Genomic DNA, 14,472 nt, shown 5'->3' on the forward strand with positions numbered 1-14,472 from the left:
GATCATGGACTGGCTCGACAATCTCATCAAGACCTTCCTCGACTTCGAGGCGATGGCGCAGGTACTGCCCCAGCTCATCGGCATCGGGCTGGTCAACACCCTCGTCATCTCGATCTGGGCGACACTCATCGGCGTCGTGCTCGGCATGGTCATCGCCGTCATGGGCATCTCGAAGACCCGCTGGCTGCGCTACCCGGCTCGCATCTACACCGACATCTTCCGGGGCCTGCCCGCGATCCTCACGATCCTGCTCATCGGGCAGGGCTTCGCCCGGTTCAGCCAGCAGCTGTTCGGCCCGTCGCCCTACCCGCTCGGCATCCTCGCCCTCAGCCTGATCGCCTCGGCGTACATCGGCGAGATCTTCCGCGCCGGCATCCAGTCGGTCGACCGCGGCCAGCTCGAGGCGTGCCGCGCGCTCGGCATGAGCTACGGCAAGGCCATGCGCCTCGTCGTCGTGCCGCAGGGCGTGCGCCGGGTGCTGCCCGCGCTCGTGAACCAGTTCATCGCGATCGTGAAGGACTCGAGTCTCGTGTACTTCCTCGGGCTCCTCGTCAGCGAGCGGGAACTGTTCCGCGTCGGACAGGACGCCGCGGTGCTCACCGGCAACCTGTCGCCACTCGTGCTGGCCGGCCTGTTCTACCTCATCATCACGGTGCCGCTCACCCACCTCGTGAACTACTTCGACGACCGCTTCCGCACCGGGCGCCGCAAGGCGACCCCGCCGAAGTCGGGCCTCGACGAGGTCGAGGAGCAGAACCCGACGACGACCCTCACCTACGGAGAGAACTCATGACCTACACGTCTCCCGTGCCCGTCGCAGACGGCCACTTCTACGAGGGTTCGAGCCTCGCGCTGCGCGACGTCACCATGGCCTACGGCGACATCGAGGTGCTGAAGAACGTCTCGATCGACATCGCTCCGGGCACCACGACCTGCATCATCGGACCATCGGGTTCGGGCAAGTCGACCCTGCTGCGCGGGGTCAACCGCCTCCATGAACCCAAGTCGGGCGACGTGCTGCTCGCAGGCGACAGCGTGCTCACGCAGAAGCCCGACCTCGTGCGCCGACGCATCGGGCTGGTCTTCCAGCACTTCAACCTGTTCCCCGATCACACCGCGCTCGAGAACGTCGCCCTCGCGCTGCGCAACGTGAAGGGCCTCTCGAAGGCCGAGTCACGGCGTGTCGCCCGCGAACGGCTCACCGAGGTCGGACTCGCCGAGCGCGCCGACCACCGCCCCCGCGACCTCTCGGGCGGTCAGCAGCAGCGCGTCGCGATCGCCCGGGCCCTCGCGATGGAGCCCGAGGTCATGCTCTTCGACGAGGCCACGAGTGCGCTCGATCCCGAACTCGTGAAGGGCGTGCTCAACCTCATGGCGAGCCTCGCGCAGCGCGGCATGACGATGCTCGTCGTGACCCACGAGATGGGCTTCGCCCGCAAGGTCGCCGACCAGGTCGTCTTCATGGACGAGGGGCGCGTCGTCGAGTCGGGCGAGCCGGCCGAGCTCTTCGACCACCCGAAGAGCGAACGCCTCCAGCGATTCCTGTCGGAGGTCCTGTGATGGCTGCGCCTGCTCCTTCCGACCGCATCGAGGGGGATGCCTCGGCGTCGGCGCCGATCCGGACCGCGATCGTGGGATTCGGGGTGTCGGGCCGGGTGTTCCACGCACCGTTCGTCGCCGCGAACCCCGAGTTCTCGCTCGACCTGATCGTCACCGCCGACCGCGACCGCGCCGCCGAAGCCGTACGGCTCCACCCCGGGGCATCCGTCGTCTCGACCGTCGACGAGGTCTTCGGCCGGGCCGACCAGCTCGACCTCGTCGTGCTCGGGTCACCGCCCGGCACGCACGCCGACCTCGCGTCGCGCGCCCTCGACGCCGGGCTCGACGTCGTCGTCGACAAGCCGTTCACCGTGACGTCGGTCGAGGGCCGGGCGCTCGTCGCCCAGGCCGAGCGACTCGGGCGGCGACTCACCGTGTTCCAGAACCGGCGGTGGGACGGCGACTTCCTGACCGTGCGCCGACTCGTCGAGTCGGATGCGCTCGGCGAGGTGCGCCGCTTCGAGTCGCGGTTCGAGTGGTGGAAGCCCGAGCCTCGCGCGTCGTGGAAGACGGCGGCGACCGTCGCCGACGGCGGCGGCATCCTCTACGACCTCGGCACCCATCTCATCGACCAGGCGATCACCCTGTTCGGGCCCGTCGTCGAGACCTACGCCGAACTCGCCGTGCGACGCTTCGGCGGGCTCGCCGACGACGACGCCTTCGTCGCGCTCCGGCACGAGTCGGGCACGACGTCGCACCTCTGGATGAGCTCGCTGGCGCCGCAGTTCGGCCCGCGGTTCCACGTGCTCGGATCGGACGGCGGTTACACGAGCCACGGGCTCGACGGGCAGGAGGCGGCCCTGGCCGCCGGCACCTCGCCCGACGACCCCGGTTTCGGCGTCACGCAGCCCGAGCACTGGGGCGTCGTCGGCGTCGACGGCGCCCTCGAGCCGCTGCCGACCGAGCGCGGCGACTACGGCGCCTTCTACCGCACGCTCGCCGACGCGATGCTCCGCGGTGGTCCGCTGCCGGTCGACCCCGCCGCCCCAGTCGCGGTGCTCGAACTCATCGAGCGCATCCACGCCGAGACCCCGCTGCGCTGAGCGCACGATTCGACTCATCGACATCACGCAACACACGAAGGAACGCACATGACCACCCAGCAGCCTGCCCACGTCGTCGTCATCGGCGGCGGCATCCTCGGCGTCTCGACCGCCGCGCACCTCGCCCGCGCCGGTGCGCAGGTGACCCTCGTCACCGACGGCGCCCTCGCCGACGGCGCCTCGGGTCGCTCGATCGCATGGCTCAACTCGTCGGGCGACCGGTCGGCTCCGTACCACTACCTGCGCCTGCTCGGCCTCGACCGCTACCGCACCTGGAGCGCGCGCCGCCCCGAGAGCCGCGACTACCTGCGGTTCGACGGCGCCCTCAAGTGGGCGGGTCCGGGCGAGAGCTTCCGGCAGACGTTCGGCTACGAGCGGGCGGGCGGGTACGACTCGGTCTGGCTCGACCGGGCCGACGTCGCCACGATCACGCCCGACGTGAACGCCGACGCCGTCGCCGAGGAGGGCGCGATCTTCAACCCCGGTGAGGGCTGGGTGAACCTGCCCGACCTGGTCGCGGTGCTCGCCGCCGAGGCCGTGGATGCCGGTGCCCGCGTGCTCCAGCACGCCGGCCGTGCCCGGGTCGAGGTGACCGACGACGTCGCGACCGGCGTCGTGCTGGCCGACGGCACCGTCGTGCCGGCCGATCACGTCGTGCTCGCGACCGGCGGCGAGGTGCCGGCGCAGCTCGCGGAGCTCGGCGTCGAGGTGCCCGATGCGACGCCCGCGGCCTTCGTGCTCTTCACCGACCCCGTCGACGTCGCGGTCACGACCGTGCTCAACACTCCCCGCGTCGCGGTGCGCCCGACCCCCGACGGGCGCCTCGTGCTCGACGCCGACTGGGCCGAGAAGTCGATCGTCGTCGGCGACGACGGCGCGCTCGTCGTGCCCGAGGAGTCGGTGCAGGGGCTCCTCGACGAGGCGTCGAAGGTGCTCGCCGGCAACCCGGTGCTGACCGCACAGCGTGTCGGTGCCGGTCTCAAGCCGATCCCGGGCGACGGCGACCCGGTCGTCGGGGCCGTGCCCGCGATCGACGGCCTGCACGTGATCTTCACGCACTCCGGTGCCACGCTCGGGCTCATCCTCGGCGAGCTCGTCGCCGAGGAGGTGCTGACCGGAACGCCCTCGCCCGTACTCGCGGCCTTCGGGCTCGGTCGCTTCGCCGAGGGTGCGGATCTCGGAGAGGTCGGCATCGGCGCCTGGGCGCCCGTGCCCCAGCGCTGAGCTGGACCGCACCGTTTCAGGAGAAAAGCGTCCCGTCAGGACGAATCCGCGCGATTCATCCTGACGGGGCTACTTCTTCCTGAAAGTGTGGGGCGCGGTTCGTGACGTGCTCAGCTCATCGGCCATTCGCTACTCCGGCGATCGCCGCGAGTGAGCGCGCGAGGGCGGGCTTCGGGTCGCGCGCGTAGCGCCCGTCGCCGAAGAGCTCGATCGTCGCGAGCCCGGCGTAGCCGTTGCGGTCGAGGGCGGCGATGATCCGGGCGAGCGGCAGCTCGCCGTCGCCCCAGGCGAGGTGCCCGGCCGGGGATCCGTCGATGAGGTGCACGTGCCGCACACGCTCACCAAGGGTGGTGAAGTACCCGTCGATCGTGTCGCCCGCGACGGCGGCCGCGACCGTGTCGAGCGCGACGCCGAGGGTCGGTGTAGCGACCTCGTCGAGCATCCGGGCGGCGTCGGCCGCCGTGTTCACGAGGTTCGACTCGACCCGCTGGAGCGGCTCGAGCACGCAGTCGACGCCGAGCGTCGCCGCGTACCCGACGATGTCGCCGAGTGCATCGACCGCCCGTGTCCAGCCGGCTTCGCGCGCCTCGTCCTCGCCGCCGCGGCCCGAGGTCAGGAACAGCAGCGGCGCCCCGAGCTCGACGGCGAGCTCGGCCGCCCGCCGGAACATCGCGATGCTCTCGGCGCGCAGCCGCCGGTGGGGCGAGGCGATGTTCACGGGATACGCGACCTGCTCGGGCGTGAAGCACGCGATCGACAGCCCGCGGGCGGCAGCCTGTTCGCGGATGCCCCGGGCGTCGGCGTTGCTCAGCCACGGCACGTGCGCGTGCGGGGCGACGCCCCAGAGCTCGAACCGCGTGCGGCCGAGCTCTGCGGCGTCGTCGAGACTCCGAGTGAGCGGAAGGTGCTGGTACGCGAAGTTCGAGCCGGTCACCCGGTCGAGCAGCGTCGTGCCCGTGGCATCCATCACTTGCCCATGCCCTCGGCGAGCCCCTTGATGAAGTAGCGCTGGCTCGCGAAGAACAGCACGATCACGGGGAGTGCGGCGATGACCATCCCGGCGAACACGACGGGGTAGTCGGTGCCGTGCTTGCTCATGAGACTCGTGAGACCGACCGGCAGCGTCTGGATCGACGTGCCGTTCGTGAACACCATGGCGAAGAGGTACTCGTTCCACGCGAACAGGATGTGCAGCAGCACGGTCGAGATGATGATCGGCCGGCACATCGGCAGCGTGATGCGCCAGAACGTCGTCCAGCGGCTCGCGCCGTCGACCTCGGCCGCCTCGTCGACCTCGCGCGGCAGGTCGATCATGTACGCCCTGATGAGGAAGGTCGTGAACGGGATGCGGAAGGCCGTGTAGAGGATGAGCAGCGCCCAGAACGTGTTGTACAGGCCCATCGCCTGGAACATCCGCACGAGCGGCACGAGCGCGACCGCCGGTGCGAGCATGAGCCCGCCGAGGATGAGACCCGAGACGGCGCGGCCGAACGGCATCCGCACGCGGGTCAGCCCGTATGCCGCCCACGCGCTGATGAACACGGTCGTCACCGTCGAGGTGATCGTCACGAGCACGCTCGCGGTGAGGTAGTCGCTGACACCGCGGTTCCATGCGTCGACGTAGTTCTCCCAGTCGAACTGCACGGGCATCGCGAACGGGTCGCCGAACAGCTCGGCGTTCGTCTTGAAGCCGTTCATGACCATCCACAGCAGCGGATAGACGACGACCACGACGAGTCCGAGCAGGAACGCCCAGACGAAGACGCGACCGATGGCGCCGAGGAATCCGAGTCGGGTCATCAGAACTCCACCCTTCTGCGTCGCGTGTACCAGAGCTGGACGAGCGCGATGATCATGGTCACGACGAAGATGACCGTCGCGATCGCGGCGGCGTAGCCGAAGTCGTTGCGCACGAAGCCGCTGCGGTACAACCAGGTGGCGAGCACCTGGGTCGAGTTGTTCGGCCCGCCGCTCGTCATGACCATGACCTCGTTGAACACCTGGAAGGCGCCCGAGATCGTGACGATGATCATGAGGCCGGTCATCTCGCGCACGAGCGGCACGGTGATGTGGAGGAAGCGGCGCACGGCGCCGATGCCGTCGAGCGAGGCCGCCTCGTAGAGCTCGGTCGGGATGCGCTGGATCGCCACCGCGAACAGCAGCGTCGAGTAGCCGAAGCCCTGCCACTGGCTCATCGCGATGATCGAGACCATCGCGGTGGACTCCTGCCCGAGCCAGGGCTGGGCGAGCGCGCCGAGGCCGATCGCCTCGAGGAAGTTGTTGAGCAGGCCGAGGTTGGGCTCGTAGATGAAGTAGAACAAGAGGCCCGCGACCGTCAGCGAGATCGCCGAGGGCACGAAGTAGATGCCACGCAGCACCTTGCGCCAGCGCGGCCCGCGGAGACTCTCGATGAGTGCCGCGAGCACGAGTGCCGCGGCGACCTGGAACACGATCGACAGCACCGCGTAGAGCACGTTGTTGCCGAGTGCCGTCCAGAACACGGGGTCGTCGAGCAGCTTCTCGTAGTTCTCGAGGCCGACGAACTCGGTCGCGCCCGAGTAGATGTCCCACTCCTGCGTCGAGAACGCGAAGTTCTGCACGAGCGGCAGGTACACGAACACCAGCAGCACGACGACGGCGGGCAGCACCCAGGCGAGGCCGGCGAGGCGGGCGAACCGGCTGCGGGCGTGCCGGTCGACGCGCCCGCCGCCCGGCGCGACCATCGCCTTCGTGAGGGTCGGGGGCCGGTCGAAACCGGCCCCCGACCGCGCATCACTGCGCGTCTTCGTTGGCTGCCCGGACACTCTCGAGCACCTCTTCGGGGGTCGCGCTGCCGCTGATGAGCGCTTCGCCGCCCGCGAGCCAGGCGTCGGCGACTTCGGGCACGGTCACGGTGTCGAGCCAGCCGACGAGCTGCGAGGCCTCGTTGACCTTCGTGATGCCCTCGTACACGGCGCGGCTCGACGTGTCCTCGGTCACGGCGCCGACGACGGCGCTCGGCTGTCCGTACGGCGGCGACGAGAGCGTCTTCGCGTTCTCCGGGTCGGTGACGAACTTCATGAAGTCGACGGCGAGGGCGGCCTGCGGTGACCTGGCGTTGACGAGGTAGCCCTCTGGAGCGCCTTCGATCGCGGCCGGGTCGCCCGCCGCGCCGTCGGGGGCGGGCAGCTGGAAGATGCCGAAGTCGTCCTCGGTGAGCGACGATCCCTCGGCGGTGATGGTGTCGAACTCGAGCACCTCCTGGTAGTACATCGCGGCCTTGCCGCCGGCGAGCGCCTCCTGGGCGGTCGTGTAGAGCACGCCGTTCGTGCCCGCCCCGGTGTCGGTGCACTCGTTCACGAGCGTGGTGAACTGCTCGAGCGCGTCGACGTAGCCGGGGTCGTCCCACTTCGCCGTCTCGGGGTCGAAGTCGGCGCGCAGCACGTCGGTCGGCACGTTGTACGCGAACAGCTGCTGGAGGTAGTGCAGCGCGGGCCAGCCGTCCTTGTTGCCGAACGCGATCGGCTCGTAGCCCGCATCGCGCAGCGGCGCGCACGAGTCGATGAGCTCGTCGAACGTGGTCGGCACCTCGATGCCGGCGTCCGCGAAGGCCTGCGTGTTGTAGCCCATGAACTTGCCGTTGTTGTAGAGCGGGATGCCGTAGTACTTGCCGTCGTACTCGAACGCCGACACGGATGCCTCGCCGAAGCTGTCGCCCCACTCGGTGCCGGGCGCGATGACCTCGGAGAGGTCGGCGGCGAGGCCGCCCGACACGAAGTTCTCGGCCCAGTCTCCTGTCCACGTGAAGTAGATGTCGGGCAGCGCCTGCGACGCGGTGAGCGTCTTCGTCTTGTCCTTGATCGACTGGTCGGTCTCCTGGATGAGCTCGATCTCGACGTCGGGGTGTTCGGCCGTGTACGCGTCGGCGAGGTCCTGGAAGTACGACTCGAGCGGCTCGCCCGCGAACTTCGTGAGGAGGCTGAGCTTGCCCTCGTAGGTCGGCTCGGCCGTGACGTCGGCGGCCGGCGCGCCCGACGTGCCGCCGGAGCACCCGGCGAGGGCCAGCGCTGCCACCGCGGCGGCCGCGACGGCTGGGATGGTGCGTTTGGTTCGCATGATCTGCCTCTCTGAGGGGGAGCGGAGCCACCATCGCGGGGAGCGACGCGTTCCGCCGTTGGAATTCGGTGCATGCCTTGGCTCGTGAGTGTAGCCAAAACCTAGTACCGGTACCAGCCCCAATTTCGAGTTACCGCCAAGAACGTTCAGAACCGCTTGAAATCAAGGGTTGTTGACCGATCGGCTCCAAGTGTGCCACCATGACTCCGACCTGACACCGGTACCACAATGTGATTCCACAACCCGGCTCGGCTCCCGCGGCCGGACACGAAAGGACCTCAGATGCTCGGCTTCGACGAATCCGCCTTCCGCTCCCAGACGGCGAGCGCCGTCGCACTCCGCCCGCAGATCGAACAGCTCGTCGACGACCTGCTCGCCAAGGGCGTCGACAACGTGCTGCTCGTCGGCTCGGGCGGCACCTACGCCCAGATGTGGCCGTACGAGCTGCTCGCCCGCGAGCGCTCGACCCTGCCGGTGAAGGCGGTCATCGCCGCCGAGCTCGTGCTCACGGGCGATGCCCTCCTCGGCGAGAAGAGCGCGGTCGTCTTCACCTCCGTATCGGGAACGACCGAGGACGTCGTGAAGGCGATCGACTACGTGCGGGGCACCGGCGCGACGACGATCGCGTTCACGGGCTATCCCGAGTCGCCGATCGCGACGTGCGTCGACCACGCGCTCGTGAGCGAACCGAAGACGTGGCCCTTCGACATGCAGCTGCTGCTCTTCGTCGGCCGGCTGCTCGAGCGCCGCGGCGAGTTCGACGGCTACACCTCGCTCGCCGACGAGCTCGCGGGCCTGCCCGACGCGCTCGTCGAGGTCGCGAAGGAGGCTGAGCCGGTGGCGGAGGCGTTCGCCGAGGCCCACAAGGACGCTGACTACTACTTCCTCATCGGCGGCGGCCCGCTGTGGGCGTTCACCTACCTGTACTCGATGTGCATCCTCGAGGAGATGCAGTGGCTGCGCACCACGCGTGTGCACAGCGCCGAGTTCTTCCACGGTTCGCTCGAGCTGCTCGAGTCCGACACCCCGGTCCTCCTGTTCCAGGGCGAGGATGCGACGCGCCCGTTGACCGATCGCGCCGAGGCGTTCGCGAAGCGCATCACGAGCGATGTCACGGTCTTCGACACGCGCGACTACGCGCTCGACGGGTTCAGCCCCGAGAACCGTGCGCTGATCGCGCCGATCGTGCTCGACACCGTGATGGGCCGTGTGTCGAAGCACCTCGAGCGCGTGCGCGACCACTCGCTCGACCTGCGCCGCTACTACCGGGTGATGGACTACTGAGCGGCACCTGATCGACGAGCCTGATCGAAGGGGAATGACGACTATGCGGGTGCTCGGCTTCGGCGACAACATCGTCGACCGCTTCGTCGACCGGGGTGTCGACTATCCCGGCGGCAACGCGGTCAACGTCGCCGTCTACGCGCGCCGGCTCGGCGCGCAGGCCGAGTACCTCGGAGTGTTCGGCGACGACGAGCTCGGAGGCTTCCTGCGTGCGTCGATCGAAGCCGCCGGCGTCGCAACGGCGCGCAGTGTCGTCCGCAGGGGGAGTCGGGGGTCTCCTCCCTGCGGGTCGTCGACGGCGACCGCGTCTTCCTCGGCTGGAACGGCGGCGGAGTGACGGTGCGCGACCCGATCGATCTCGACGGCGGTCGGGACGACTACCTCGCCGGCTTCGACCTCGTGCACTCGAGCGTGTACTCCGGCACCGAGTCGGTGCTACCGAGGCTCCGCACGCGTCGGCCGCTCGTGAGCTTCGACCTCTCGAGTGAGCCCGAGTTCCGCACGCCCGAGTACCTCGACCGGGTGGCGCCGCACTGCGACGTCGTGCTGTTCTCGTGCGCCGGACTCGACGAGTCCGCATCGTTCGCGCTCCTCGACGAGGCCGTGCGCCGCGGCGCCGGTCTCGCGCTCGGAACCCGCGGCACCGACGGGGCGCTCACCACCGACGGACGGGTCCATCGCACGGCTCCTGCACGGGTCGTCGCGCCCGACGCCGAGATCGTCGACACCATGGGGTGCGGCGATGCGTTCATGGCCGGGTTCCTCGTGTCGCTGTACGCGAGCGGGTGGCGGCGAGACCGGCGACCGGATGCGGCGGCGCTGCAGTCGGCCCTCGACGCCGGCGCCGATGCGGCCCACGACCAGTGCTTCGTCGAGGGGGCGTTCGGGCACGGCCGACCGACGCCGGCCGCCGCTAGCATGTGGTGAACGAGTGACGCGGAAAGGGGCGAGGGCGATGACCTCCGAGCGCTCCGCACCGCCCACGATCTCGGAGGTGGCGGCCGAAGCCGGCGTCGGTCGCTCGACCGCGGCACGCACGCTCGGCGGGTACGGCTACGTGAGCCCCGAGGTGCGCGAGCGCGTCCTCGCGGCGGCCGAACGCATCGGGTACCGCGCCAACGCGCTCGCCCGCAGCATGTCGACGGGCGTGAGCCACACCCTCGGTGTGATCGTCGCCGACATCGGCAATCCGTTCTTCGGCGGCGTGGTGCGCGGCATCTCCGACGCGTCGCGCGAGCGCGGGTTCGACACGCTCGTGCTCAGCACGCACGAAGACCTCGGCGAAGAGGTCGCCGCCGCGAACGTGCTCATCGACAAGCGCGTCGACGGCATCATCATCGCGTCGGCGGCGCTCGACGCGGCATCCGCAGAGCACATCGCCCAGGCGCAGGCGCACGGCATCCCGGTCGTCCTCGTCGACCGTGCCATACCGGGGCTGGCACTCGACGCGGTCGTGATCGACAACCGATCGGCGTCGCGCGAAGCGGTCAACACGCTCATCGCGGCAGGGCATCGGCGCATCGGATTCATCTGGGGTCCGCCGGTCGACGAACGGCCACTGCGGCGACGCGACCTGATCGAGCTCGCGATGCGCAACCTCTGGACCGACGGCGAGCGTCTCCAGGGCTACCTCGACGCGCTCGACGACGAGGGCATCAGGTTCGATCCCGAGCTCGTCATGGTCGGTCCGAAGACCGAGGAGCACGCGCAGGCCGAGGTCACGCGCATGCTCGCGCTCGACGATCCGCCGACAGCCCTGTTCTGCACCGAGACCGATGCGGTGACCGGTGCGCTGCGTTCGATCCGGGCCGCCGGCCTGCGGGTGGGCGGCGACATCTCGCTCATCGGCTTCGACGACAGTTCGTGGGCGGCGGTCATGGAGCCGCCGCTGACGATGATCGAGCAGCCGATGCTCGCGCTGGGGACGCGGGCGGCCGAGGTGCTGTTCGCCGCGATCGACGGTGAGGCTGTAGAGGCGCGCGTGCACACGCTCGACACGCGGCTGGTCGCACGGGCGTCGGTCGCCCCGCCCGCCGCACCGACCTCCCCGTAGGGTGCAGGCATGACCAATGACGACACGACTCCGCGCCAGGTACGGCAACTCCGCCTCGTGGTCGAGGCCGACGACTGGGAGGCCGCGGTCGCGTTCTACCGCGACGTGCTCGGCTTGCCCGAGGAGGAGTCGTACGAGGCCGACGGCGGTGCGCGCGTGATGATCCTCGACGTCGGGCGGGCGACGCTCGAGCTGTCGAACCCCGCGCAGGTCGAGTACATCGACCGCGTCGAGACCGACGGCGTGCGCAGCCCGCGCCTGCGGGTCGCGTTCGAGGTCGCCGACACGGCCGCGGTGACCGACGAGCTCGTCGACGGGGGAGCCGAGCTGCTCGCCAGCCCGCGCGAGACCCCATGGCGCTCGATCAACTCGCGGCTGGCTGCGCCGGCCGGCCTGCAGGTGACGATCTTCCAGGAGCCCGACGCGGGTTGAGGAGGGAGCGCGCGACCGTCTCGAAACCCCTCGGCGGCACCCCGATCCCGACCCGCTCGCGAAGTTCGCCATTCCGGCGCGACGAGCGCCTACCATCGGAGGGGCGTGCCGCACCCCACGGCCGCATCCCCGACCACCCAGGCGCCGACCCCCAGGAGCCACCATGACGAACCATGCCGACGAGCCGTCTGCACCTGGTGCCGGCGTCTCGGCGAACGACCTGACGTCGCGTTCCGCCCGGCGGAGCGCCGAACAGGGTGGAACGCTGCGGCCCCGTCGCCTTCCGGCACCGTCGACGAACCTGTGGGCGCCGTCGATCGCGACCGTCGGACAGGCCGCACCGGTCACCGTGCCGCCCGGTCAGGGTGCGCCGGCTCGTGCCGTGCCCATCGCGACGACGGGTGCCGCCACGGCCGCGTCGCCCGAGCAGCAGCGCTACTACCTCTGCTGCGAGGTGCCGAGCGGAGACTTCGTCGAGGTGATCGTCGCGGTCACCGACGGCGCTCGGCGCCGCTACTTCACGACCAGCGACGGAGCGCGCCTCGTCGAGGTGGATGAGGACTACTTCGTGCACCGCAGCCTCGGCGACGCCCGTTCGCTGCTCGAGCTCGACGCCCGCGAGATGGCCGAGCTCGAGGCCGAGCTGGGCTTCGTGCGCACCGTGCGTGGTCGCGATCCGCTCGCCGAGGTCGCCCTCGAGGTCGAGGCTGATGAGCCTGCTGAGGCGGATGCACCGAAGGCCGAGCCCGACCCGGCCGAGAACGCCGTTCCCGACCTCGAGCCCGAGTTCGAGTTCGGATTCGAGGCCACCCTTGAGCCCGAGCCCGAGCCCGAGCCCGAGGAGTCGACCTCGGCCGACTTCGAGCCGCTGCTGGCGAGCCTGCTTCCGGTCGGTCCGATCGGCGATGAGATCGATGCGGATGCTGCGCCCGAGGCATCCGCTTCGCCCGAACCCGAACCGCTCGACGAGTTCGACCACGAAGCCGCACCGACGCCCGCCCCGATCGCCGGCACCCCGTGGTGGCTCGCGCCCGCGCCGTCGGCCGAGCCCGAGCACGCCCAGCCGGAGCCGGAGCCGGAGCCCGAGCCCGACGCTGAGCCTGTCGCGTCGCCCACCGTGCCGCAGCCGAGCGCGATCCTGCCGCCTATGGCGCCTGTCTCGCCGCTCGTCGAGGCACCGCAGCGCAACGACGAACAACTCGTCGCCGACGTGCGCCCCGCGCCGAATGACCCGACCGACCAGACCGACCGACCAGACCTGAACGAGGAGACCGACCGCATGGTGACGGGAACGACGAACGCATTCGAGCAGCCCGGTGGCGGGGCATCCGTGACACCGATCTGGGCCGTCGCGCCGCAGCCTGACGCCGACGCAGTCGTCGCGGCCGCCGCGCAGGTCGCGCTCGCGAAGGGGATCGCGTTCGTCGCGCACCGCGGCCAGGTCGACAAGGTCGGCGCGGCCTACATCGATCACCCGGGCCGCGTCGCCGAGCGCTTCGACCCGATCGCCGAGCCGGTCGCGTCGGCCGCCGCCTGGCTGCACGACGTGATCGAGGACACCGGGCTCACCGCCCAGGAGCTGCTCGAGGCGGGCGTGCTGCCCGAGGTCGTCGAGATCGTCGTGCTGCTGACACGCACCCCCGAGGTGCCCGAGGCCGAGTACTACGGACGCATCCGCCGGCACGCGGTCGCCCGCAGCGTGAAGATCGCCGACGTCGACGACAACTCCGCCGCGTGGCGCGTGCGCAAGCTCGACTTCGAGACGCAGCAGCGCCTCGCCGACAAGTACCGCCACGCGCGGGAGATGCTCGGGGCGTAGCGCCTCGCGCTCGGCCGGGCCCGAGCCTCACCCGCGGCGGCGGCTCGTCCAGGGAGTGCCGACGAGCAGCTTCTTCATGAATGGCACACCCGACCGCAGGATCTGCCCGCATCCGATCACACCGAGTACGACGGCGATGAGCGCCACCCACGCGGGCGTGGGCTTCGCCTTCCCGGCGGTGGCGAAGATCATCGCCGGGTCCTGCACGAAGGCGACCACCAGCACCACGAGACCGTAGGCGCAGAGCGCCAAACCGCCGAGGGCGAACAGCAGGATGATCGCCATGCCGATGATCGTGCCCGGCCCGCGGTTCGGCGGGTAGTTGCGTCCCTTGCGGACGACCCAGGGCTTCTTGCGTCGCTGCGTCATGCGATTCTCCTGGGCACGACACAACCGTACTTCGCGCGGGGATGCCTCGGCAGGTCAGCTCTCGCCGGTGAGGTCCTTCGCGAACCAGTGCTCGGCGTACGGCTCGGCGTTGAAGGGCTCGACCTCGGCGTAGCCGAGCTTCGCGTCGAGCGCGCGGGCCTCGACGAGGTCGTTCCGGGTGTCGAGCCGCACGACCGATCGCCCGGCGCGACGCACGTCGCCCTCGACGGCCGCGATGAGCGCGGCGCCGAGCCCGAGTCCGCGGGCGTCGGGTGAGACGAACACGCGGGTGAGCTCGGCCGTGCCGGCGTCGACGTATCGTGCGCCGGCGCAGCCGAGCGGGTCGCCATCGTCGCCGAGCGCGACGAAGAACGTGCCGAGATCGCCGAGCAGGTCGCCCGCCGGATGGCCGTGGAGTTCATGCGCGATCTCGTCGGAGGTTGCGGGCCGGCCGTAGAACCGCGTGATGATGTCGTCGTAGTAGCGACGCAGGATCGTGGTGGCGGCGGCGCTCGCCGGGTCGACGCGGATGATCTCGGGCATGCGTCCACCGT

At 70.2% G+C, this 14,472-nt stretch carries 16 protein-coding genes; 10 read left to right on the plus strand and 6 right to left on the minus strand.

Translation table 11 applies throughout. The features are described from left to right. Positions 1–4: 4 nt before the first annotated feature. The 4 genes from MUN74_RS11900 to MUN74_RS11915 are packed head-to-tail and all read left to right on the plus strand — an operon-like array spanning position 5 to position 3,866. Positions 5–793 (plus strand): amino acid ABC transporter permease, encoded by a 789-nt coding sequence (locus tag MUN74_RS11900; RefSeq protein WP_244852396.1) that lies wholly within the window; start codon positions 5–7, stop codon positions 791–793. Then, positions 790–1,560 (plus strand): amino acid ABC transporter ATP-binding protein, encoded by a 771-nt coding sequence (locus MUN74_RS11905; RefSeq protein WP_305038246.1) that lies wholly within the window; start codon positions 790–792, stop codon positions 1,558–1,560. Before MUN74_RS11900 ends, MUN74_RS11905 begins: the two co-directional genes overlap by 4 nt. Beyond that, positions 1,560–2,642, plus strand: coding sequence for a Gfo/Idh/MocA family protein (locus MUN74_RS11910; RefSeq protein WP_244852398.1), 1,083 nt, complete (start codon positions 1,560–1,562; stop codon positions 2,640–2,642). The genes MUN74_RS11905 and MUN74_RS11910 overlap by 1 nt, the downstream gene beginning before the upstream one ends. Before the next feature lie 48 nt (positions 2,643–2,690). Beyond that, positions 2,691–3,866, plus strand: a complete 1,176-nt coding sequence (locus MUN74_RS11915) for an NAD(P)/FAD-dependent oxidoreductase (protein WP_244852400.1) — start codon at positions 2,691–2,693, stop codon at positions 3,864–3,866. A 115-nt stretch (positions 3,867–3,981) separates the two neighbouring features. Here the strand turns inward: MUN74_RS11915 and MUN74_RS11920 are convergent, their stop codons facing one another. From MUN74_RS11920 to MUN74_RS11935, 4 genes are read right to left on the minus strand one after another with little or no spacing between them, the layout of a single operon-like run. Next, positions 3,982–4,833, minus strand: a complete 852-nt coding sequence (locus tag MUN74_RS11920) for a TIM barrel protein (RefSeq protein WP_244852401.1) — start codon at positions 4,831–4,833, stop codon at positions 3,982–3,984. Beyond that, positions 4,833–5,666, minus strand: a complete 834-nt coding sequence (locus MUN74_RS11925) for a carbohydrate ABC transporter permease (RefSeq protein ID WP_244852403.1) — start codon at positions 5,664–5,666, stop codon at positions 4,833–4,835. The genes MUN74_RS11920 and MUN74_RS11925 overlap by 1 nt, the downstream gene beginning before the upstream one ends. Beyond that, positions 5,666–6,670: a carbohydrate ABC transporter permease gene (locus MUN74_RS11930; protein ID WP_244852405.1), complete on the minus strand. Its 1,005-nt coding sequence runs from the start codon at positions 6,668–6,670 to the stop codon at positions 5,666–5,668. The genes MUN74_RS11925 and MUN74_RS11930 overlap by 1 nt, the downstream gene beginning before the upstream one ends. After that, positions 6,639–7,961: an ABC transporter substrate-binding protein gene (locus MUN74_RS11935; protein ID WP_244852407.1), complete on the minus strand. Its 1,323-nt coding sequence runs from the start codon at positions 7,959–7,961 to the stop codon at positions 6,639–6,641. The genes MUN74_RS11930 and MUN74_RS11935 overlap by 32 nt, the downstream gene beginning before the upstream one ends. Positions 7,962–8,243: 282 nt before the next feature. Between MUN74_RS11935 and MUN74_RS11940 the strand changes: the two genes are divergently transcribed. From MUN74_RS11940 to MUN74_RS11965, 6 genes are all read left to right on the plus strand, one after another. After that, the gene (locus MUN74_RS11940; RefSeq protein WP_244852409.1) at positions 8,244–9,245 is read left to right on the plus strand and encodes an SIS domain-containing protein; all 1,002 of its coding nucleotides are present in this window, start codon (positions 8,244–8,246) and stop codon (positions 9,243–9,245) included. 34 nt (positions 9,246–9,279) lie between these two features. Beyond that, positions 9,280–9,582: a PfkB family carbohydrate kinase gene (locus MUN74_RS11945; RefSeq protein ID WP_244852411.1), complete on the plus strand. Its 303-nt coding sequence runs from the start codon at positions 9,280–9,282 to the stop codon at positions 9,580–9,582. Between the two features lie 2 nt (positions 9,583–9,584). Further along, positions 9,585–10,172 (plus strand): PfkB family carbohydrate kinase, encoded by a 588-nt coding sequence (locus tag MUN74_RS11950; RefSeq protein WP_244852413.1) that lies wholly within the window; start codon positions 9,585–9,587, stop codon positions 10,170–10,172. Between the two features lie 28 nt (positions 10,173–10,200). Further along, the gene (locus MUN74_RS11955; protein ID WP_244852415.1) at positions 10,201–11,298 is read left to right on the plus strand and encodes a LacI family DNA-binding transcriptional regulator; all 1,098 of its coding nucleotides are present in this window, start codon (positions 10,201–10,203) and stop codon (positions 11,296–11,298) included. A 9-nt stretch (positions 11,299–11,307) separates the two neighbouring features. Beyond that, positions 11,308–11,730: a VOC family protein gene (locus tag MUN74_RS11960; RefSeq protein ID WP_244852416.1), complete on the plus strand. Its 423-nt coding sequence runs from the start codon at positions 11,308–11,310 to the stop codon at positions 11,728–11,730. Between the two features lie 163 nt (positions 11,731–11,893). Further along, positions 11,894–13,549, plus strand: coding sequence for a hypothetical protein (locus MUN74_RS11965; protein ID WP_244852418.1), 1,656 nt, complete (start codon positions 11,894–11,896; stop codon positions 13,547–13,549). A 27-nt stretch (positions 13,550–13,576) separates the two neighbouring features. Here MUN74_RS11965 and MUN74_RS11970 read toward each other — a convergent pair whose 3' ends face one another. Further along, entirely contained in the window at positions 13,577–13,918 is a 342-nt protein-coding gene (locus tag MUN74_RS11970) for a hypothetical protein (protein ID WP_244852420.1), read from the minus strand. A 54-nt stretch (positions 13,919–13,972) separates the two neighbouring features. Further along, a complete protein-coding gene (locus MUN74_RS11975; RefSeq protein WP_244852421.1) occupies positions 13,973–14,461 on the minus strand; it encodes a GNAT family N-acetyltransferase in 489 nt (162 codons plus the stop codon). Positions 14,462–14,472 lie beyond the last annotated feature (11 nt).

This window comes from Agromyces sp. H17E-10, assembly GCF_022919715.1.
Lineage (GTDB): Bacteria > Actinomycetota > Actinomycetes > Actinomycetales > Microbacteriaceae > Agromyces.